The organism is Ruegeria lacuscaerulensis, from assembly GCF_013031245.1.
GTDB classification, from domain to species: domain Bacteria; phylum Pseudomonadota; class Alphaproteobacteria; order Rhodobacterales; family Rhodobacteraceae; genus Ruegeria; species Ruegeria lacuscaerulensis_C.
Window position 1 is genome coordinate 371,627 of sequence record NZ_WPZL01000002.1, and the last position, 20,790, is coordinate 392,416.

Here is a 20,790-nt window from a genome sequence, read left to right on the forward strand (position 1 = left end):
CAATTGCGCAAGCCCAACTCTAGGAGACCACATGGCCCGAGTACCGGAGATCATTCGACGCAACCCGATCTCTCAGGTTGCCGCCCGTCCACCCGAAGCCGGGCAGGGGTTTCGTGCGCTGTCCGAGATATTCAAAGCAGGGGCGGATTTCGTCAAACCAGCTGCTCAGGATCAGGCCCGACAGGAAGGTGAGTCAGCGGTATTCCGTGATGAAAACGGAAACCTTCAGGTTGACGAGCGTTCCCCCCTTGGCGGGGAGATGGCCGAGATCCACAACGCTGCAGCCTATGGGAAGTACCTGGGGCAAAAGCGCATCGACATCATGAACACGATGTCGGAACTTTTCACCAAGAACGAGTTCGATCCCGATGGGTTCCGGCAGGACGCCGATGCTTATGTGAAGCTCCTGCAGGCTGACGAAAACATTCCGGGTGTTCTGAAAGAAGAACTTATTGCCGGTGTCAAGCAAGAGGCATCCCGCAATTTCAACGGCCTGCATCGCAAACAGGTCCAGCGTGATTACGATGCTTCTGACAAGAATACAGCAACCGCCCGGGACATGCTGGTCGATGACTTCGTAAACCTCTACACGTCGGGGGACATGGACGCTGCGGAACTCAAGTGGAAAGAGATCGAGGCAATCTCGGAATTCCGCGGGAGCGCTCCATATATCACCGAGACACCCGCCGAGGTTGAGGAGTATATGCGCGGCGCTCGTGGCGCGGCGAAAGCGGCGAAGCTGATCCGGGAACTGGATACGCTGGACGGGCAGTCCGAGATTTCAGACGCAAAGCGGGAAGAGGTGATTGGCCTTCTGAACGATCCGGATATCTCCCCCGGCACGCGGCAAAAGCTCTATGCGGCTACCCATGGGAAGCTGAAAGGAATCGACGCCACGGCAATGGTCAACGCGCTGACTGACGGGTCATACGAGGCGATGATCGTTCGGGCGGAAAGTGCCGGTGTGGACACCGCGCAGAACCCTAATTCCACTGCGCTTGGGCCGCATCAGTTTATCAAGGGCACCTGGCTAGGGCTGGTCAAGAAGCACAAACCGGAATGGGCCAAGGGTCTATCCGAAGGTGAATTGCTGGGTTTGCGCGCGGATCGAGAGAAATCATCGGAGATGTTCGCGCATTTCCGGGCGGCCAACCAAGGGGTTCTTGCAGCCGCCGGTCTTCCGGTCACCCCTGCGACTGAGTATCTGGCCCATTTCTTTGGCGCCGGTGGTGCGGTGGATGTCTTGTCGGCAAGCCCCACCGCTATGGTATCGGACGTTGTATCGGCAGACGTTATCAAGGCCAATCCGTTTCTCGAAGGAAAAACAGTGTCTTGGGTGGCAAATTGGGCGACGCGCAAAATGACCATGAAGGCCACCGATATTGCCGCCATGGGCGCGCAACTCGCAAGTATTGAAGACCCGGAAGTTCGCGGTTTGGCGGCAAAAGCCCTCAATGGACGAGTGGCCCAGCGGGAACTGATCGAGCAGGCCGCCGCTGACGAGGTGTCGGAGCGAATTGCGTCTGGCGAGGGAATAACCGAACAGCAGATCATGGAAAACCATGACCTGTCCACGCGGGATCAGGCCAAGTTTTCGAAGGAGTTGCAGAAGGCCCGCAAGGAACAAGCCGATATGCAAACCACCGTGGCCAATCTCAACAACCCGGATTTCGGCTGGGATATCTACGATACCAAGCAGAGGAATGCCATTGATGACGCGTTCAAGGCCTCATTGGATGGAGAGAGCCCGATGTCGGATCAGGGACTTGCGTCATCGCTTCGCATAGCTGACCGGACAGGGTTCGTCCCCAAGTCGACGTTCAACGCGCTGCGGGGCGCGATGAATTCGGATGATCCTGAAACCCTGTCGCGCGCACTTGAATTCGCAGGCAATGCCCTTGATGTACAGGCCACGGCAATCACGCCCTACGGCGGCCGGTCAGAGATCGAACGGGCCTTGTCCGATTATCGCTTTCACGGGCAGTTCATGGACGGAACAGAGGCAGCGCAAAAGATCATCGACGCGCGTCAGGATGTTCCGAAGAACGTTTCGGACGAGGCAAAGAAGCAAGTCAAAAAACTGAGCATTTCTGACGTTTCCGACCACTTCGACAAGTCTTGGTTCTCATCGCCTGATCTTGGTTCTGATCGTGAACAGTTTGCTATCATGTCCGAGTATCAGCGCTTGTTCAAAGACGCCTATATCGAAACCGGAGAGTTCGATACCGCGCAGGCCCGCGCGCTGGATCAGATGGGGCGTGTCTATGGGACCAACGCGGTGACGGGCTCCGACCGGTTAATGAAGTACCCGCCGCAGAAGTTTTACCCGGCTATCAACGGTTCGCATGACTGGATGACCCGGCAGGCCGTGGACGAGATCAGTGCAGAGGCATTCGGCAAGGATTCGAACAAAAGGCTAGATCCTGGCAACATCAAGTTGGTGTCCGATCCCATCACGCAAAAGCAAGTGATGTCAGGCCAGACGCCAACATACGTCGCCTACTACATGAAGAACGGTGTTCTTGAGCAATTGCCTATGAGGTACGGGTTCGACGCCACAGCAGATCAAACCGCACAGGCGGAACGAGACAAAGCGATTTTCGATCATGGCCGCGGGCGCGAGTTCCTTCATCACAACGCGGGCCTGTTCAATCCAGAAACCGAGGCCAAACGGTTTGAGGAACGCGCTCGTGTGACAAACTTCAACCGTAGCATGGGTGACGAGTAATGCCGTTTCACGCTGATCAATCTGTCACCGGCCCTCTGTCGTTGTCTGAAGGCTTCGACCTGAACCCGCCGGAACCAGAGGGGAAAGGGGTCTTGGGTACGCTGGGCGCTGCGTTCCGTGTCGAAAACCCCATCGGGTCAGCAATCGCAAACTATGATGGCTCTGATCCGGTTGAGGTGGACCCCGAATACCGGGTCTGGGATGACATTCAGGGGACGGTCTATCAGGAATTCTCGGAGAAATTCACCAGCGCTCGCAGCCGCGCAGAGGTCGAGCAGGTCAAAGCACAGATCGACCGAGAACTCGAAGACCGGCAAACCATTGCGGCCGCTGGTGGGTGGGGTTTCGCGGCCAGCATGGGCGCTGCTGTCCTTTCCCCGACAAGCCTTTTGCCCGGTGGTGCCATTGTGAAAGGTGCCAAGGGTGTGAATATCGCGCGCTCGGCGGCCAGCGTCGGCGCTGCTGCTGGGGTTGCCGCAGCCATTGACGAGATCGCATTGCACGGCACGCAGGAAACCCGGACAGGTGAAGAAAGCGCATTCGCAATTGGAGGCAGCGTGATCCTTGGCGGTCTTCTGGGGTCAGGCGCGGGGGCACTGTCCCGGCAAGCCTTCACCAGAAGCGCCAAGACAGTGGAGCAAATCCCGGAAAACATTGAGGAAATCAATGAGGGGTTGCGCAGTGTTGGTGCTGCCGAGAACCGAGAAGATTTCACATTGCGCCGTGAAAATGTGCTTGGAGCCTTGGGCAAAGTGGGAATCGCCCGAAGTGACCCAATTCTTCGCGGACAACTCTCGCCAAATGTGGAAGCCCGCAGGGCAACGCAGCAGCTAGTCGAGACCCCGCTGCAATACGCCGTCAACGAGCGAGGCGTGGCGTTTGAGCCGTCAGTGGAAACCCGGATCAAGACCCGCCGCAACACCGAGCTTACACAGGCGCATTCATATCTCGAACGATCCTTTGCCGAATATGCTTTTGACGGCCCGGTCGGCATGGTCGGGCGCGTCACCGCTCCGGTGGTTGGTAGATATCGGCAGTTGATGGGGCGCACCGAGAAACTGAACCGGGATGAGTTCATGAACGAGGTCGGGCTTGCTGCGATCTCCGGTGACCGTCACCCGATCCCCCAGGTTCAGAAGGCGGCCGAGGAAATCCGCAAGACTATCTTTGACCGGGCCAAGGCGGATGCAACGGAACTCGGGATATTCGATGAAGACCTGCAGTTGAAGAACGGTGAATCGTATTTCATGCGGTCCTACAACGTCGAGAAGATCATCGCGCACATGGGGGATGGTAGTGCCGACGATTTCAAGGTGCTGTTGCGAGATGAGTATATGCAGGCCCGTGCCGATGCTCAAAAGCGCGTCGAGCTTGAGCGCGCAGCAGATGACGCCGCAAAAGAAGCCGACCAGCTAAAGCAGGCGATTGAGGCGAAGTCTAAGGATGAACCTACGTGGGACGAGGTCTTGGCGGGGAAGGATGATCTTGAACTTGAGGCTGATGTCGAAGACACGATCAATTCTATCCTTGGGCTAAAACCGGGCGAACATTCGATGCGCGCTGCAATGTCCAGCCCGACCCGTGCGCGGGTTCTTGATGTGGCCACGGACAAGCTAATCCCTTGGCTTGAAACAGACATGTCTGTGATCATGGCCCGCTACTTCAACAACATCGTTCCGGACATCGAACTGACCCGCACGTTCGGCGATACCACGATGAAAGAAGCCAGGCAGAAGATAGTCGATGAAGGCACTCGAATGCTGCGCCGCGCCAAGACGCCGAAGGAACGCAAGAAAATCACTGCGGAAACCGAGCATCGTCTGAATGATCTCGACGGGATGAAGGATCGTATTCGCGGTGTCTATGGGGTGCCAGATAATCCGAATTCCATCTGGGTTCGTGGCGGCCGGGTTTCCCGTACCCTGACATATACCGGATACCTGGGGGGAATGACGCTTTCAGCGTTGCCGGATGTTGCGGGGCTCATCGGGCGTAATGGCATCGAGGCGGCGTTCGGACCTGTTACAGCCCTCACCGATCCCAAACGTTTGGGCTTGGCGGCTAAAGAGGCGTCGGAACTTGGGGCCGCGGCTGAATGGTTCCTGAATTCCCGCGCTATGTCGATTGCCGATGTAGCGGATGAGTTCGGCGAGGGTTCCCGATTCGAACGGGGTGTCGGTGCGTTGGGCCGTGGCTTCGGTGTCGCCACTGGTATGGTGCCGTGGAATGTGGGCTGGAAGTCAGTGGGCGGTGCCTTTGCAGGCTCGCGTCTGACTAAAGCCGCTGTAGCGGTAAAGGAAGGCACAGCCAGCAGGTCGCAGATTCTTAAACTGGCGGAGAACAATATTGACCCGACCATGGCCACCAGAATTGCCGATCAGGTCGAAAAATTCGGGGACCGCGACGGATTGCTTTGGCTACCGCAGGCGGGGAAATGGCAGGATAGCGAGGCCTTTGACGCAATGCGCTACGCTATGAACAGGGAAATGGACCTGATGATTGTCACTCCCGGGCAGGACAAACCGTTGTCGTTTTCCTCCGAAATCGGGAAGTTCATCTCACAGTTCAAGTCCTTTCCAGTTTCGGCTCATCACCGGATTTTGCTTTCAGGTATTCAGCGCGCGGACGCAACGGTTCTGGCTCAGGTGACGATGATGGTTTTGCTTGGGCGGTTGGTTTCCAATATCAAAGCAGATGTTGGGGGTTATGACCGAAAGAATGGCGTGGCGCTTTGGGAAGATGCCATCGATCGCGCGGGCCTGGCTGGCTGGTTGATGGAAGCGCACGGGATCACAAATGCACTGGCCGGCGGCAAGCTGTCCATTAGTGGTGAAGTATCTTCTAGATTTCAGTCGCGGTCGGAACTGGCGGGCTTGCTTGGGCCAGGCGTGGACATGCTGCTTGGTTTTGGTGAGGGCGTGTCGGCGATGTCGCGCGGGGAAATGTCATCGCGTGACGCTCGAAAGGTGCTTCGACCCATACCCGGAAACAACCTCCCGTATTTTATGGGCCTAACAAAACAGGTCGCGGATACCTTTGCAGAAATGCGTTGAGGCGCGTGCATTGCTTGAAGTCGACCTAAAAGGGGATTCTGCCAAAAAATGGTGGTGATCCTCAATGACGCTCGCTCAATCCACGCGGTACAAACTACATCAACCGGTTGTTTTAACGTCCGATTTCATCGTGACGTTTCCGCTTTTCTCGATAAATGATGTGATCGTCTATGTTGACGGGACCGAAACAGGCCTCTTTTCGGTAACCGCAACGTTTTCCAATGGCAGGGCTGACAACGCGGTTGTCACCCTGAACGATGCGGTCACAGATGTAGATGTCGAGCTTTTCGGAGCGAGGGCGCCCCGCAGGGAAAACCAGTATCTCGGAAACTCCCCACGTCTTGCCGACAATCTACAGAACGACGTCGACGCGGTGACAGCCGTTCAACAAGAGCAAAGCCGCGACTTCCAGTCTTCACTTCGCGTTTCGCCGCAATCTCCGATCACACGGCCTCTGTCCGGCGATGCGGCAGCACGGGCCAACAAAACAATAGCGTTCAGCGTGGACGGGCTTGGTTTGGAGGCCGGGCCAGATCTGGATACCATCGGTCGAGCACAGGAGTTTGCGGAAAGATCGGAGGCCGCAGCAACCAACGCTGCCCTTGGAACTCCCTACGGATTTGCGGAGGTCGATGATCTTCTTACCGACACAAGCCTTTCGTACGTAGCCGGTGCGAACCTCGTTGTCGTTGCGCCAGGTCAATATGTCCTCGCGGGCGGTTTTCGGTATCAGGTCGCAGCGAGTGCCGCAACGGATCACGAACTGACCACTGCGGGGGGCGTCAAACTTTATTCGAACGACCCGATCTATCGTCCGGAGGCTTTTGGGTGGAAAGACGGGGATGATCTGGCGTCATATCTTACCGCGTTCTTCGCATCCAACCGACCTTATTTCGAATTGGCGCACGGGGCCAATGCGGTTCTCGGATCAGAGGTTTCGGTGCAGTTGGACGCGGCTTCGACCGACAAGATTTTGTACCTTCACGGCTCGACCATCACGCACACAGATGCCAGCGCCAAAGTACGGGCCTATCAACTAATCAACAGAGCGGACAATCCGCGACTTGCTGTTTATGGCGGTAATGTTGTTCTGACCGGGACGAGCGCGACCGAAGCAGGCTGGCACGTCCAGAACGCGCGCCGTTGCGTCTGGTACGACCATACCGTGTGGGGGTCCATCGACGGGGGGACAAACGAAGGCCAAGGCTGGCTGATCGAAAACGCCAATCTTGCAGGCGGCGTCGATGCCTATTGCGAACGGACACTGTTCAGCGGGTGCGGTGGGCGCTACCTGCGTAACGTGATCAACCTTCACACAAGCGGCGGCGTGAACGGTGGGTTGAGCTTTGCGCGCACGATTGTACGTGATCTCTCTATCACCGGCGGCGTGACCGATAAGGAAGCCATCAAGATTTCCTCGTCCGTTGCATCGCTTGCAGTCGCGTCCGCCAATTCCTACACCATCGGTGAGACTGTTACGCAGGGCGCGGCGTCCGGCACGATCGAGGGGTGGGCCGAAGCGAATGACGTTGTGTTCGTCAATGTCACCACGGGCACCTTTGACACCTCCGGTCCGGCGACAGGCGCAACTTCTGGTCACGCACCAACACCTACAAACGTCGTCAGTAATCGCCTGCCGAATGTCTACGATAGTGTGTTCCGGGGCCTGCATGGCAACCTGAACGACGGTGCGATCCTTATGAGCATCGGTGGCGGGATGCGGTCAACCGTGATCTCCGACATCGGGATAGAAGCGGCGCCCGGAAATACGGCGTATCTGTTCCGCAATAAAAACAACTGGACCTACAACCGACCCGTCATCGACCTGCCGGATATCTATCGCAGTGGCTATTCGGCGCAGATCGAAACCAATTGGAGCGCCCCGACCAGCAAGCAGGCTGCGGCGCGGAACGTTATGAACGGCCTCCGTCTTTACCCAAGCGATCAGGTGCCGGATACGGACGACGGCGTGATCGCCTTCGCGGATGGTACGGGCTGGAACCCTGATGGAATCGGCTCGGGTGATGGCGGCAAGGGGGTGTTTGCGTGGCAGTCCGGGGAGTGGCAGCGCCTGATCGGTCATGTTCAAACAACGACCGCCGCGATGGGGGGCATCAGCAATTCGATCAACACAACCGGGAAATTCTTCGGCAAGTCAGTGTGGTGCTCGACTGATAATGAAGAGTATCGCGCTTTAGGCGCAACTGCCGGGTCGAACTGGAAGAAGATGAGCGACGGAACCACCATCACGCCGGCGTAACGGGCACGAGCAGGAGCAAGACAATGAGCCAGGGGCCTAGCCTATTTACTGAAATCTTCAACGAACGAGGGGCCATCCTCGCGATCTTCGGCGCTTTAGGCGGTGCCGTTCGATCCGCGGCGCTCAAGACGACATGGAAAGAGGGCATGCGCGTGGTGTTCATCGGGTCGGTGTTCAGCTTCGGCGTCGGGGCGCTGGCGCCGTTCCTCTTGCGTCCGTGGGTCGGTGAGCTTCCGGACGGGATGGCCGGGGCACTCGGCACCCTGTGTGCTGCAGCTTTCCTTGTCGGCCTCCTTTCGGTGACGATCATCGAGCGCATGATTGATCCTGGCGGTGATGGGGGAGCGGAATGATGGACTATCGGAGCCAGTTTCGCCGCCCCAAGCAGAGCCCATGTGCGGACTTCTGGCACACTATCAAGCTGGGCGGGGCAATCTTCTTGGTTCTGCTGATTATTCTTCCTTTTGTCCTATAGGCCGGAGTGCGCGATATGACATTTTCTATCCGAGACATTCAGGCGCGTTGCGCGGCTCTTGGGCACTCACCGGGCGATATCGACGGCATGATGGGGCCCAACACCCGAGCGGCGATCAGTGACGCTCTACGTGCGCGTGGCGGGCGCAGGCTTCCGGATCTGTTCCACCCATCTGGTTTGCACCGCATTCATCTGCACTGGACGGCAGGCGCAGCTGGTGTGATTGACTTGGAACTGCGCCACTACAACGAGGTGATTGACCACGAGGGCAGGGCGCATAGCGGGCATTTCCCTGCCACGGCACAGGCAACATACCGGGTCGGCCATGCCGCATCCCACACACTGAACGCAAATACCGGGGCCATTGGTTTGGCCGTCGACTGCATGGCGGGAGCCGTAGAGCGCCCCTTTGATCAAGGGTCGGCCCCGATGACGCAGGCACAGGTCGATGCACTTGCTGAGCGCGCCGCCTATTACTGTGAAGCCTTTGATATTCCGGTCAGCCCGTTCTCAGTTCTCACACACGCGGAAATTCAGCCGACGCTTGGTATTCGTCAGCGCTGGAAGTGGGACATCACATGGTTGCCGGGCATGAAAGAACCCGGTGATCCCATCTTGGTGGGTGATCGGATTCGAGAACTCGTACAGCGGAAAATGGACATGCCATGGGCGGCCTGAAATCAACCGCAATCCTGATTGCATTTGTCGGGGCATTGGCAATCGCGGGCGGCTCTGGCTGGAAAGGATACAGCTTGGGATACGACGCGGCCGAGGATGGCCACCGCGCTGAAAAGTTGGAGATGATCGAGGCGGCAAAAGAACTGGAGAACGAGCGCATAGACGTGGCTCAGCAACGTGCCAATCTCGCCCAAGAAGTACAGGAGAGTATCAATGCCGATCCGATTGTTGTCAGCCGTTGCCTTGGCCCTTCTCGCGGGGTGCAGCTCAACGCTCCTGGTGTCGGGCGCTGAGCCCTGCAGCAAGCCGGTTTTTGTGCCTGAGAGGTGGCTGTCCGACCAAGAGGTGACTTCGCTTTGGGCACAAGACCGAACGGAATTACTTAACTGCGGCGACAAGGTTGAAAGCCTTTCGGGCCGCAAGATCAAACAAGGAGAGGAGTGAATATGACAACTTGGACACTTGCTAACGGTGAAACCGGCGAAGCCAAACAACTGCCCCCTAACCGATCTCTTGGTGCGTCTGTTCAGGCGGTCGGCGACTTCGGGGGCGGCACCCTGACGGTCGAGGTTTCGAACGACAACGCGAACTTTTTCCCGCTGAAATTGTTGGACGGTAGCGCCGCACCGGCCCTCACCGCTGACGGTTTTGTAGAAGTGTCGACAGGGGCAGAGTACATTCGTGTCTCACTGGCCGGAGGATCTGGCGGTTCTGTCGCGGTTCATCTGGGCTCTGGGGTGTAGCCATGTCTTCGGGACTACTGGCCCGGCATCGCGGGCGGATCATGCAGAGGGGCTTAGGCTCTTTTGGGGCCGAGTTGGTGCGAGACTACTCCGATCTGTCTATGCTGTTTCAGGATGCGGCCGGAACTTTCCCGGTAACATCGCACGGTGATCGGATCAGGCGTGTCAATAACAAGGGTACGGCGGGCAGCTACTGGTTGGCCCCCAGCGATGATGCTTCCCCGAAGTATCAGACCGACGGAACACATCACTGGGCGGAAAGCGATGGTGCCAATGATGTGCTGATATTCCAAGGCACGATTCCGTTCTCAGTGGATGTATTTGAGGCCGTCGCGTTCAGGACTATTTCTCACAGCCATTCGTTCGCGCATATCATCAATTACCGGGGCGGAGGTTCCAGCGATCCGCAGCAACGCCAGCCGTTGATCTTCACGCCCTCTGGCTCGCCTAATCAGGTCACGGTCTCTTTCGGCGGCCCGCAGATGGGCGTCGATACTGGTTCGTCTATTGTAGGTAAGGATGTGATTGTAACGGCGTCGAACGATCCAACCGGGCAACGCGCAAACGTAAACGGAAATACAGTAAGCGCGGCCGGTGTGACTCTGACTAGCGGCGGCACCGATCCTTACCGCATTTTCGGACCCAACTTTTCGAACATTCGAGACTATGGCGGTCTTCACATGAACCGTGTTCCCAGCGCGCAGGAAGAGGCTTTTATCCGGGCGGTCCTTGCCCGTAAGTCTGACGGTATTGCCTAGGCTACCCCCGCTGAACCACGCCACGCCTGCGGAGTTTGACGCAATCCACTATGGCCGGGGCCGCAGCAATCCAAAACCAGTTCATGTAGATCCCGCGGTATCCGGTGACCAGAAGGGATACAAGGAAACTGGCGAAGGCCAGAGCCACCAGGCACCGCAACCAAGGGTCTTCGCATTTGCTGCGAATAGCACCGAGAAGGTAGATCGCCGCCATCCCGAAGAACAAGATTGCCATCCATCCCTCTTCGAATATCCGAGCGACGACAAAGCTGTTGATGCCTTTCGGCAGCAAGATCAGCGGGAAACCCATATGGCGGGCGACTTCATAGGAACGATAGGTCACCGCCTCGTTATTCCCAAGGCCGACGCCGAAAATCTCCCCGTTTTCAATAACTGACAGGCCAGTCTTCATGGTGACGAGACGAAGGCCGATTGAGCGCATGGCGGACCCCTCGGCGCGCTGAAGGTAGAACTCGGAGTAGTAGAGTTGAAGGGCGATAACCAAAATCCCGCATGCCAGCAAAACCCCCAGCAGCCCTTTGTAGGTCAGGCGGCGCCCCTTGAGATATGCCAGCAGGAGAACGGCGGGCAGGATGACCAGAACCGATGAGGACTTGGAAAGGGCGAGGCAAATCAGAGCGATGATGATCAGTGAGACCGTTCGACCGTAAGGAAAGAACTTCCGAATGACACCGCTTCGCCAAGCGACAATCAGGACAGCCAGCAAATAGATCACGTGCGTTGCGAATGTGCTGACCTCCGGGAACAGGGCGAACCCACGGCCATGTTGAGGCGGCAGCGAGAAATTGGTGTTGTTTCTGAAATCCAGCAGATCAGCGCCTACAACGATCTGGGCGAGAAACAGAACACAGGAAACCGCCCCACCGAACGCGAAGCTCTTGACGAATGCCATCCGCGCAAAATCTCGCATGATTATGTGACTGACCATCAATAGAAACGGCGTCAGGAAAAGGAAGTAGTAGGCCAGGATCATTGCCGAGGTCTCGCCCTGAAATGCCACCAGCGCCGAAAACAAAGACAGGCATATAACCGTGAAAGAACGGGGGCCTGTTTTGGGAAGCTGCGTTATCAAAAGCGGCCAAGACGCAACGGCCAGAAGATCTACGACTTGCAGGGACATAGGGCCCGCCGGAACTGCCAGCGCGGGGAACCAGAGGAAGAAGCCAAAAGCAGAGGCGAAATAGCGAAGAAACGCTCGGTCCGTTCCGGTTTCTGATCTGAGCAATGAACTCATAAACTATCCCTCGGGTCGTAATTGCCGTCTCGGTATCTCAGACAATTTCGGCAGGCAAGTTTTAACACGCATTTGGGGGCACTTGCCGCAGCCCCCTGACTGCCTCATATCAATGCCATGACAAACTGGCCCTACCGAATCCCCTTCGACCTTCACAAAGAACTTGAAGCCCGCCCGGTGACCGATTGGGAATCGGCGCTGCGTGTCTGGGCGAAGCACCATCGCCTGAAGCTCAAGATCCAGTGGTATCCGCAGCTGAGTCGCACGATTTCGGATCTGCAATCCCGGCGCTACACAGCCAAATCACAAGATCACTGGATGGCCATCAAGGAATGGCTTGAGCGTCACGATGTGCTGGCGCCAGATAACTTACCGGGGTGGCCAGAACCGGATACAGTGAGATATTGAGCGCCCCACCTTCCTATCCAACTCGACTGGCCGGAACGCATACCCTACGGCGACAATTCGGAAAGGTGGGGCGACTTGGCAATTAGCAGCCTAGTCCGGTAACTATCGCGATTCAACCAAAAGGCCCCAGCATGGGTAGCCGGGGCCCGAAAAGCTGCCGGGATGGCCTGAACAGGATGCGGTAAGATACTAGAACAAACAGGGGTGAGCCCCCGTTTCGCCCCCGTTTCCCGGATTTGCGTTCCAATGTTCATGGTCGAAAACGGGAACAAACAGGGTTTTTGACGAGAACAAAGCCCCTAGCGCTGCCCTCCGAAAGCAGGGGGCTAAAGTTAATAGCCCAAGATGTAGACGCGTTTATACTTGATTTGTCCACATGTGGGACCAATGCTTAAACCACAGATTATCCCCAGAAACATACAATTTGCCCCGACTTCGGGAATCGGTGGATAATTTCGATATGGTGAACTTTTCGCCTAACCTGTTCGAAGTCGTGACCATTCTCGGTTCCGTCGCTTCGATTGCAGGATTGGTCATCGCACTGAGAAATGTTGGACGCAAGTAACAGTGAGATGACCCAAGCCGTGCTGATCAACAGCGCAGAATCCTATCTAGCAGGCGGGCACTGACAACGGTGCCCGCCATGAATTGATGGTAGTCGAGAAAAATGGCCGGGAGCAAGAAGAATACTTTGAACGAGAATTTACTTCGCCGGAAATGCGGAACGTCTTCGACGAAAGCACTAACTCACACTTTCACCATACGTTCTCGATATGTTTGTGTGAGTGAAAAACGCTAAGGGGCTGAAACGAAACAAAGTTGATAGAATTCAAAATCCCCCGCCTTCACGGGCGTGAGAGTTCGAGTCTCTCCTTGGGCACCACATCAATACATCTAGCGTTGCGTGTTTGAAACTGAGGATTCCGGGATACGCCCGTGATCTTTTCAGACGATCGGCGCATCAAACCCAAGTTTGGCCACATTGATACGGATTAGTGACAGCATGAAATGCGCACCTGTCCGTGTCGTTTGAGGAACCAAATGTGGTTATTGAGTAAGCAGCGTCTTTTCGTGTTTTCTGCCTTGTTGCTGTCCGCTAAGCTGGTTGCACTACAGTTTGGGAGTTTTCAGGCATCTGCTCACACAAATTCAGATTGGGGCCAAAGTAACCGGTTGGTCCTGAAGTGCCGAGATGCGCAACAAGATGAAAGCCTGACAATCGATGCTTGCTCAGAACTGTTGTCCAGCAGTTGGCTGTCCGATGATAAGTTAGCCAGCTATCTTCTGGAAAGGGCTAAGGCGTATCGCCGGGCGAAGCGTTACGAATTGGCGGCGTCTGACTTGGCAAACGCCATCGAACTACGCCCCGAAGACTCTCAGTTGTGGGTCGAGAAAGCCATCTTAAGTATAGCATTGGGCGATAATCAACAGGCCGAAGAATTTTTCGAGTATGCCCTGAAGTTAGATCCGGTCAATATTGGAGCCCTCAGAGTGAAAGCAGATTTTGACTACAGGCGTAACAAAAAGGAGTTGGCCAGAAAAGGTTATGAAAGAGTCACCAAAATAAATCCGAGTGATTTTGTGGCACGACAGAACCAGAGCGCAATTCTTATTGGTCAAAAGAAATACGACCGCGCTTTGAAACTTTATAAAGCAATCTTCGAAAACCGACCGGATGATTATGGTTCCAGTCTAGTCCTTTCAATTCTTTATCTGCACTATGAAAAAGACAAGGAGAAGGCGCTGGAGATATATTCATGGGCGATGAGTTTAAAGCCGGATCCGCTTCTTGAAATGGTATTTCCAGCAATTGCTCATTTGAAATTGGGTGATGAAGAGGCGGGTATGGTTTATATTGAGAAATTGTCTGAGAGCTTTCGTGAAAACCCCAAATACAAAGTAGAATTGAAGGAAGAAATTAGGAAATGGGAAAACGAGACTGAGCTGGAGGCGGTGAATGCCTATCGTCATCAGGGAAAACTGTTTCGAGCCGTTGCATTTGCCATGGCTGGCCGAGAAGATCTTACAAAAAAGGAGTTTGAGGAGTTCATTGCATTGGGCGGTAGCTATGCCCGATACGCTGTCTGGGAACTGATCAAAGATTTTAGTGATGGGTTGGATGAACCGTCTCACCTAATTGACGAGCAAAAACGCAAATCTTCTTTTGAAAGCTATGTGAGAAACCTGAACCCATATGCGTCTCTGGAAAAATTTTCTGAGGCCTTTTCAAATTAGATGCTTCCTGCAGTATTTTAAGAAAAATTTTCTTCAGTTTTGCCCTCAAAATGGAACCTCTTTTCGTTCGAGATGGGCGGGATCTATCTAACCGAAAACGCTGTCCATCGGTTCATCACGGGTCGCGACGCAGGCTCAGCCACACCAGGAATCCAATATATGCGAAAACGCTGAGATTGAGCGCGGTGTCGATCATTTGGCCGCTCATGGTCGTTCCTCTCGGGCAAGGCTTTTGAACAGGCATACAACAAGGATTGGCACGATAAACACAAACGCGATGGCTGACAGCGCGATGATGGATCTGACCAGCGAAATGTCTCCGACCAGGATCATGGCCAGTCCCAGGGCCCCCAGGATTATGCCCCAGATCGTACGAATGCGGGGGGAGGGATTGTCGTCGCCTCCGGTTCCGATCATCGCGAGGGTAAAGCCCGCGCTGACAACACTTGTAACGACGAACAGGAATGCGGCCAGGATTGTTGCCGTTCGCGTAATACCGCTCAGCGGGAAGCGTTCCAGCAAGGCGAATGTCGTGGCATCCAGATTCTCGGCATTGACCGCTGACAACGCGCCCTCCTGTCGAAGAGCATCGTAGAACCCGAGCCCTCCGAAAACGCCGAACCACAAAATTGAGAAGAGTGTGGGGGTTACCACAACCCCAATCAGAAATTCGCGGATTGTGCGGCCGCGAGAAATCCGGGCAATGAAGATTCCCACAAAGGGCGACCACGCAAGCCACCAGATCATGTAGTTCAGCGTCCATCCCTGAAACCAGTCGGTCAGGAGTTCATCAAAGAATTCCGCTGTGGAGAACCCTGCAGGAAGAACTCCAAACAGGTAGCGCCCGAATCCCGATACGATGCCGTCCATCAGAAAAGATGTCGGGCCGAGGACCAGCAGATAGACCATCATCCCCACAGCGATCAGCATCGCCGCGTTGGACAGCAGAGCCATCCCTTCTCCGAGGTCGCGGCGTAGCGGAATGATGAATGCGATACAGAGGGCGACGAAAACAGGTATTGTCAGAACGCCCGGATTCTCGACGCCGATCAAACCGGCCAGTCCCGTTTGAATCTGAAAGACACCCATCGCCATCGAACCCGCCAGTCCAACGGCTATTGCGACAATTGCGAGCAGGTCAAATCCCCACCCGAGTGCTTTCGTCCAGCCAGCCTCACCCAGTACGTCGGTGAGCGGTGCGCTCAGCAACAACGTGCGATGGCGGCGATAGGCGAAATAGGCAATGACCAATCCGACGATCCCGTAGATTGCCCAGGCATGAAAGCCCCAGTTCAAATAGGTCACGAACATCGCATGGCTGGCTGCTTGTGGGTCACTCGTATATTGGCGCAGCACTTCGTAATGGGTCAGGGGTTCTGCCGCCCCGTAGAACAGCAGGCCGACCCCCATTCCGGCCGCGAACAACATTGCGATCCAGGCGGGCGTCGAAAACTCTGGTTCTGCTGTGTCCGGGCCAAGGCGAACATCGCCATATCGCGACAGGGCAAGATAAAGAACCACAAGCAATAGACCGCTGGCTTCCAGCATGATGAACCAGCCGCGGCTATCGAATTGCATGGCGACCGCCGCCGCCGCAATGCGACCCAATCCCTGAGGATCGATGATCCCCCAGGCTGCAATGGCGGCACTGATTGCGAGTGCGATGACAAGCAACGGGCTTGGGGAAATGCTCTTCATCAAGGGTAACCTTCCCCGATAGCGGCCGAACTTAGGCTATTGCGGCCCTGCGCTCATCGGAGGATCGCGTATTTGGACCGACACTAGATGCCGGGTGCATGAGATTCAAAAGAATTGTTAAAGCTCAGTTTATTAGGCAATTGGTTCCATTCTTTGGGTGCAAGGGGGGAAACTTTGAAAAATTCTCTCACATGTGCGGCTCAGGCGCGTTGGATCGGGCACAGGGCTTGACAAGTGGAGTGTCTGAATGAAACGTCGAATATGTTGGGAGATTTTGGAATTTCAGGCGCTTGCACCTGTTGCAAGGCGTGCGCGCTTGCCGTACCGGCAGGGTCCTTGGGTGGGACCGCTGGCCGGTCTCCCATCCACCAGAAGAATTGGGAGTTCTCAAAAATGAAAAACAGCAGCAAGCTCAGCCTCGGCGCGGTCGTAACCGCCGCTCTCATGGCTCCGGCCGCGTATGCAGAGGAATTCATCACCATCGGCACCGGCGGTGTTACCGGTGTGTATTACCCGACCGGTGGCGCGATCTGCCGTCTGGTCAACAAGGGACGCAAGGAACATGGCGTTCGCTGCTCGGTCGAGTCGACCGGCGGATCGGTTTACAACATCAACACCATCCGCGAAGGCGAGCTGGAGTTCGGTGTTGCGCAGTCCGACTGGCAGTACCATGCCTATAATGGCAGCTCGAAGTTCGAAGAGGCTGGCCCCTTCGAAAACCTGCGCGCTGTTTTCTCGGTTCACCCCGAGCCGTTCACTGTAGTTGCGCGTGCCGACTCCGGCATCACCAATTTTGAAGACATGAAGGGCAAGCGGGTCAACATCGGCAACCCGGGTTCCGGTCAGCGCGGCACTATGGAAGTCCTGCTGGGTGAAATGGGATGGACCACGGAAGATTTCGAACTGGCGACCGAGCTGAAAGCGGCTGAACAGTCCGCAGCTCTGTGCGACAACCAGATCGACGCGATGGTCTACACCGTTGGTCACCCGTCGGGTTCGATTCAGGAAGCGACCACGGCCTGCGACTCGGTTCTGGTGAACGTGAGCGGTGACGCCGTTGACAAGCTGGTCAACGACAACTCGTTCTACCGTACTGCAACCATCCCCGGTGGTATGTATCGCGGTTCGGACGGCGACACCGCGACCTTTGGTGTTGGCGCAACTTTCGTAACCTCGGCAGACGTGTCTGAAGACGCGGTTTACGCGGTTGTCAGCTCGGTCTTTGAAAACTTCGATGACTTCAAAAAGCTGCACCCTGCGTTTGCGAACCTCAAGCCCGAAGAAATGATCGCAGACGGCCTGTCTGCTCCGCTGCATCCGGGTGCCGAGAAGTACTACAAAGAAAAAGGCTGGATCCAGTAAACCAGACCTAAAGCAGGGTGCCCACGGGCGCCCTGCATCAAACCCGTATCAAACGGGTGAAGCAGAAGGCCGGAAAAGGCCGCGACGGGGAGAGACTTCATGAGTTCCGACACACAATCCAATCGTCCGCTATCCGAAGAAGAACTACAGGATCTTGTGGCCTCCTCTGATGCGGGTGGGCGTAATCCGGTCGGTAATGTCGGGATCTTCCTGGCTGTTGTAGCCGCTATCTGGTCGATCTTTCAGGTCGTTCTGGCCTCGCCGCTGGCGAACTATGTTCTGCCCGGCAGTGTCGTAAACAACGCACGGCAATTTCATCTGGCGTTTGCGATGTTTCTGGCTTTTGCGGCCTATCCGGCGCTGAAGTCCAGCCCGCGCGACTATATCCCGGTTCAGGATTGGATCATGGGGATTCTGGGCACGTTTGTCGCGCTTTACGGGTATTTCTTCTACAACAAAATCGTCGATGCGGGCGGACTTGCGGACGATACGGACAAGTGGGTCGCTCTGGTCGGCCTGCTGTTGCTGTTTGAGGCCGCGCGTCGTGCGCTTGGCCCCGCGATGGCAATTATCGCGACGATCTTTCTGGTCTACGTGTTCTTCGGTTCCTCCGAATGGGTGCCCGAGGTTATCCGCTGGAAAGGCGCCAGCTTGAAAAAGGCGATGAGCCATATGTGGATCACGTCCGAGGGCGTGTTCGGCATCGCACTGGGCGTGTCGACCAAATTCGTGTTCTTGTTTGTTCTGTTCGGAGCGTTGCTCGATAAGGCCGGGGCAGGGAACTACTTCATCAAGATGGCCTTTGGCGCCCTGGGTCACCTGCGTGGAGGCCCGGCCAAGGCGGCGGTTGTGGGTTCGGCGGCGACCGGCCTGATCTCGGGCTCGTCCATCGCCAATGTGGTCACCACCGGCACATTTACCATCCCGCTGATGAAACGCGTGGGGTTCAGCAGTGAACAGGCGGGTTCGGTCGAGGTGGCCTCATCCGTGAATGGCCAGATCATGCCGCCCGTGATGGGCGCGGCGGCCTTCCTGATGGTGGAGTATGTGGGCATCTCTTACGTCGAGGTGATCACCCACGCCTTCCTGCCTGCGGCGATTTCCTACATCGCGCTGGTCTACATTGTGCACCTTGAAGCCGTAAAGCGGAACATGCCTACGCTGGGTGACCGCGAGGTGCATCTGGCGCGAACCGTTGTAGGGATGCTGTCCTTCTTCCTGGTGTTTGCGGGCCTTTGCTACGGGTCGCAATTCCCGGTCGAAGCGGTTACCACCTGGGCGCCGACTTCGGCAGGTCTGATCCTCAGCCTGATCGTCTGCGCCGTCTATGTGGCCCTGCTGTATTTGGCCGCGCAAGTGCCGGATCTGGAACCCGATGACCCGAACGCCAAAGAGGTGACCCTGCCGGTCATCGCAGACATCTATAAGGCCGGTCTGCATTATCTGCTGCCAATCATCGTGCTGGTCTATTTCCTGATGATCGAGCAGAAATCGCCGGGTCTTTCAGCCTTCTGGGCGACTGCACTGCTGTTTGTGATCCTTCTGACGCAAAAACCGCTCAAGGCACTGTTCCGCGGGCAAAGCAACCTTTCGGCCTCGTTCTCCGACGGTTTCGTAGATCTGTGGCAGGGCCTGATCGACGGCGCGCGCAACATGATCGGGATCGCTCTGGCGACAGCGACGGCGGGTGTGATCGTGGGCACGGTAACACTGACCGGCGTTGGGCAGGTAATGGCCGATCTGGTTGAGTTTCTTTCAGGCGGTAATCTGATCCTCATGTTGGTGATGGTCGGCCTTCTGAGCCTCATCCTCGGCATGGGCCTGCCGACAACGGCGAACTATATCGTGGTCAGCTCGTTGATGGCGGGTGTGGTTGTTGAACTGGGCGCGCAAAGCGGGCTGATCGTGCCGCTGATCGCGGTGCATCTGTTCGTCTTCTACTTTGGGATCATGGCAGATGTGACGCCGCCGGTTGGATTGGCAAGCTTTGCCGCTGCCGCCGTATCGGGTGGTGATGCGATCAAGACCGGCTTCACCGCGTTCTTCTACAGCCTGCGCACCGTCGCGCTGCCATTTGTGTTCATCTTCAACACCGATCTGCTGCTGATCGACGTGACCTGGGTTGAAGGCATAATCGTTGCGATATTTGCGACCATAGCCATCCTTGTCTTCACCGCAGGAACAATGGGCTATTTCCTGACCCACAGCCGTATCTACGAAAGCTTGGTTTTGATCTTCGTGGCTTTTGCGTTGTTCCGGCCAGACTATTTCATGGATCGCATTTCGCCGCCCTATACTTCGGTTGAGCCATCTGCCTTTGTTGAGACCATCGGGCAAACTCCTCCGGGAACCGAGGTGCGCATGGTTGTCAGCGGCCCGGATTTCGACACCCTTGAAATGACGGATACAACGGTGGTTGTTTCCGTCGGCAGCGAGGAAGGCGGCGAGGCGAGAGTCGATGCCATGGGCCTGATGCTGATCGAAGAGGACGGTCTGGTGAAGCTGGAAGAACCGCTGTTCGGCACCCCGGTTGCGGATGAGCTGGACATGTTCGACTATTACGGGGATGAGGCCGTGCGCCTGACCTCGGTCAGCCTGCCGTCCAGCCAGCCTCCGGAGCAACTGATCTATATTCCCGCGCTGATCCTGTTGGGTCTGATCGCTTTCCTTCAACGCGGCCGTGCTGCCAGACAAGAGGTGCCCGCATGACAAAATCAGTCCTTTGTGCCGTCGACATCAGCAACGGCGATCTAGACGTGCATGTTCTGAAGACAGCGGCAACCCTGGCCGATCAGGAAAATGCGCAATTGGATGTTGTGACCGTTTTGCCGGATTTCGGAGAAAGCTGGGTTTCCGGGTTCTTCCAGTCGGATTTTCACGACAAGGCCATTGAGGATGCGCATACGAAGCTGGTCGAAATGTGCATCGCGACACTAGGGGCGGATCGTAACAAAAAGATCCGCCACGTGATTGCGACCGGAACTGCCTATCAGGAGATTCTGAAAACGGCGGAGGGTGCTGGCAGCGATCTGATCGTGATCGGCGCGCATAAACCGGATCTGAAAGACTATCTGTTGGGTCCGAATGCCGCGCGGGTCGTGCGACATTCAAACGTCTCGGTCTACGTGGTGCGCTGA

Annotated in this window: 15 protein-coding genes; 13 read left to right on the plus strand and 2 right to left on the minus strand. The window is 56.2% G+C overall.

Annotated features, from left to right (window positions below; genetic code table 11):
- Nucleotides 1-31 precede the first annotated feature (31 nt).
- The 8 genes from GOX66_RS04470 to GOX66_RS04505 all read left to right on the plus strand — a co-directional run bounded on the left by GOX66_RS04470 (nt 32) and on the right by GOX66_RS04505 (nt 10,695).
- Nucleotides 32-2,728: a hypothetical protein gene (locus GOX66_RS04470; RefSeq protein WP_170759993.1), complete on the plus strand. Its 2,697-nt coding sequence runs from the start codon at nt 32-34 to the stop codon at nt 2,726-2,728.
- The gene (locus GOX66_RS04475; RefSeq protein ID WP_170759995.1) at nt 2,728-5,781 is read left to right on the plus strand and encodes a hypothetical protein; all 3,054 of its coding nucleotides are present in this window, start codon (nt 2,728-2,730) and stop codon (nt 5,779-5,781) included. Before GOX66_RS04470 ends, GOX66_RS04475 begins: the two co-directional genes overlap by 1 nt.
- Nucleotides 5,782-5,845: 64 nt before the next feature.
- A complete protein-coding gene (locus GOX66_RS04480; protein ID WP_170759997.1) occupies nt 5,846-8,041 on the plus strand; it encodes a hypothetical protein in 2,196 nt (731 codons plus the stop codon).
- 23 nt (nt 8,042-8,064) lie between these two features.
- Nucleotides 8,065-8,394 carry a hypothetical protein gene (locus GOX66_RS04485; RefSeq protein WP_170759999.1) on the plus strand — a complete coding sequence of 110 codons (330 nt, stop codon included), beginning with the start codon at nt 8,065-8,067 and terminating at the stop codon, nt 8,392-8,394.
- A 137-nt stretch (nt 8,395-8,531) separates the two neighbouring features.
- Complete coding sequence (locus GOX66_RS04490; protein WP_170760001.1) at nt 8,532-9,194, plus strand: peptidoglycan recognition protein family protein; 663 nt, start codon at nt 8,532-8,534, stop codon at nt 9,192-9,194.
- Nucleotides 9,182-9,487, plus strand: coding sequence for a hypothetical protein (locus tag GOX66_RS04495; RefSeq protein ID WP_170760003.1), 306 nt, complete (start codon nt 9,182-9,184; stop codon nt 9,485-9,487). Before GOX66_RS04490 ends, GOX66_RS04495 begins: the two co-directional genes overlap by 13 nt.
- Before the next feature lie 153 nt (nt 9,488-9,640).
- Nucleotides 9,641-9,937 (plus strand): hypothetical protein, encoded by a 297-nt coding sequence (locus tag GOX66_RS04500; protein ID WP_170760006.1) that lies wholly within the window; start codon nt 9,641-9,643, stop codon nt 9,935-9,937.
- 2 nt (nt 9,938-9,939) lie between these two features.
- A complete protein-coding gene (locus GOX66_RS04505; RefSeq protein WP_170760008.1) occupies nt 9,940-10,695 on the plus strand; it encodes a hypothetical protein in 756 nt (251 codons plus the stop codon).
- A gap of 1 nt (nt 10,696) precedes the next feature.
- On the opposite strand, the gene GOX66_RS04510 is transcribed toward GOX66_RS04505, so the two are convergent.
- Nucleotides 10,697-11,950 (minus strand): O-antigen ligase family protein, encoded by a 1,254-nt coding sequence (locus tag GOX66_RS04510; protein ID WP_170760010.1) that lies wholly within the window; start codon nt 11,948-11,950, stop codon nt 10,697-10,699.
- Nucleotides 11,951-12,067: 117 nt separating this feature from the next.
- On the opposite strand from GOX66_RS04510, the gene GOX66_RS04515 reads away from it, so the two are divergent.
- A complete protein-coding gene (locus GOX66_RS04515) occupies nt 12,068-12,358 on the plus strand; it encodes a hypothetical protein (RefSeq protein WP_170760012.1) in 291 nt (96 codons plus the stop codon).
- Between the two features lie 1,041 nt (nt 12,359-13,399).
- Complete coding sequence (locus GOX66_RS04520; RefSeq protein WP_170760014.1) at nt 13,400-14,593, plus strand: tetratricopeptide repeat protein; 1,194 nt, start codon at nt 13,400-13,402, stop codon at nt 14,591-14,593.
- Nucleotides 14,594-14,797: 204 nt separating this feature from the next.
- On the opposite strand, the gene GOX66_RS04525 is transcribed toward GOX66_RS04520, so the two are convergent.
- The gene (locus tag GOX66_RS04525; RefSeq protein WP_170760016.1) at nt 14,798-16,291 is read right to left on the minus strand and encodes a BCCT family transporter; all 1,494 of its coding nucleotides are present in this window, start codon (nt 16,289-16,291) and stop codon (nt 14,798-14,800) included.
- A gap of 393 nt (nt 16,292-16,684) precedes the next feature.
- Here GOX66_RS04525 and GOX66_RS04530 point away from each other — a divergent pair, with 393 nt between their 5' ends.
- The 3 genes from GOX66_RS04530 (at nt 16,685) to GOX66_RS04540 (ending at nt 20,790) form a co-directional block, all read left to right on the plus strand.
- A complete protein-coding gene (locus GOX66_RS04530) occupies nt 16,685-17,653 on the plus strand; it encodes a TAXI family TRAP transporter solute-binding subunit (RefSeq protein WP_170760018.1) in 969 nt (322 codons plus the stop codon).
- Between the two features lie 99 nt (nt 17,654-17,752).
- Entirely contained in the window at nt 17,753-20,362 is a 2,610-nt protein-coding gene (locus GOX66_RS04535) for a TRAP transporter permease (RefSeq protein ID WP_170760020.1), read from the plus strand.
- Nucleotides 20,359-20,790, plus strand: a complete 432-nt coding sequence (locus tag GOX66_RS04540) for a universal stress protein (RefSeq protein WP_170760022.1) — start codon at nt 20,359-20,361, stop codon at nt 20,788-20,790. Before GOX66_RS04535 ends, GOX66_RS04540 begins: the two co-directional genes overlap by 4 nt.

Excerpts from the sequence above, each read along its gene's own strand:
- GOX66_RS04470 (WP_170759993.1), top strand. The coding sequence starts at position 32 with ATGGCCCGAGTACCGGAGATCATTCGACGCAACCCGATCTCTCAGGTT.
- GOX66_RS04475 (WP_170759995.1), top strand. The coding sequence starts at position 2,728 with ATGCCGTTTCACGCTGATCAATCTGTCACCGGCCCTCTGTCGTTGTCT.
- GOX66_RS04480 (WP_170759997.1), top strand. The coding sequence starts at position 5,846 with ATGACGCTCGCTCAATCCACGCGGTACAAACTACATCAACCGGTTGTT.
- GOX66_RS04485 (WP_170759999.1), top strand. The coding sequence starts at position 8,065 with ATGAGCCAGGGGCCTAGCCTATTTACTGAAATCTTCAACGAACGAGGG.
- GOX66_RS04490 (WP_170760001.1), top strand. The coding sequence starts at position 8,532 with ATGACATTTTCTATCCGAGACATTCAGGCGCGTTGCGCGGCTCTTGGG.
- GOX66_RS04495 (WP_170760003.1), top strand. The coding sequence starts at position 9,182 with ATGGGCGGCCTGAAATCAACCGCAATCCTGATTGCATTTGTCGGGGCA.
- GOX66_RS04500 (WP_170760006.1), top strand. The coding sequence starts at position 9,641 with ATGACAACTTGGACACTTGCTAACGGTGAAACCGGCGAAGCCAAACAA.
- GOX66_RS04505 (WP_170760008.1), top strand. The coding sequence starts at position 9,940 with ATGTCTTCGGGACTACTGGCCCGGCATCGCGGGCGGATCATGCAGAGG.
- GOX66_RS04510 (WP_170760010.1), bottom strand. The coding sequence starts at position 11,950 with ATGAGTTCATTGCTCAGATCAGAAACCGGAACGGACCGAGCGTTTCTT.
- GOX66_RS04515 (WP_170760012.1), top strand. The coding sequence starts at position 12,068 with ATGACAAACTGGCCCTACCGAATCCCCTTCGACCTTCACAAAGAACTT.
- GOX66_RS04520 (WP_170760014.1), top strand. The coding sequence starts at position 13,400 with ATGTGGTTATTGAGTAAGCAGCGTCTTTTCGTGTTTTCTGCCTTGTTG.
- GOX66_RS04525 (WP_170760016.1), bottom strand. The coding sequence starts at position 16,291 with ATGAAGAGCATTTCCCCAAGCCCGTTGCTTGTCATCGCACTCGCAATC.
- GOX66_RS04530 (WP_170760018.1), top strand. The coding sequence starts at position 16,685 with ATGAAAAACAGCAGCAAGCTCAGCCTCGGCGCGGTCGTAACCGCCGCT.
- GOX66_RS04535 (WP_170760020.1), top strand. The coding sequence starts at position 17,753 with ATGAGTTCCGACACACAATCCAATCGTCCGCTATCCGAAGAAGAACTA.
- GOX66_RS04540 (WP_170760022.1), top strand. The coding sequence starts at position 20,359 with ATGACAAAATCAGTCCTTTGTGCCGTCGACATCAGCAACGGCGATCTA.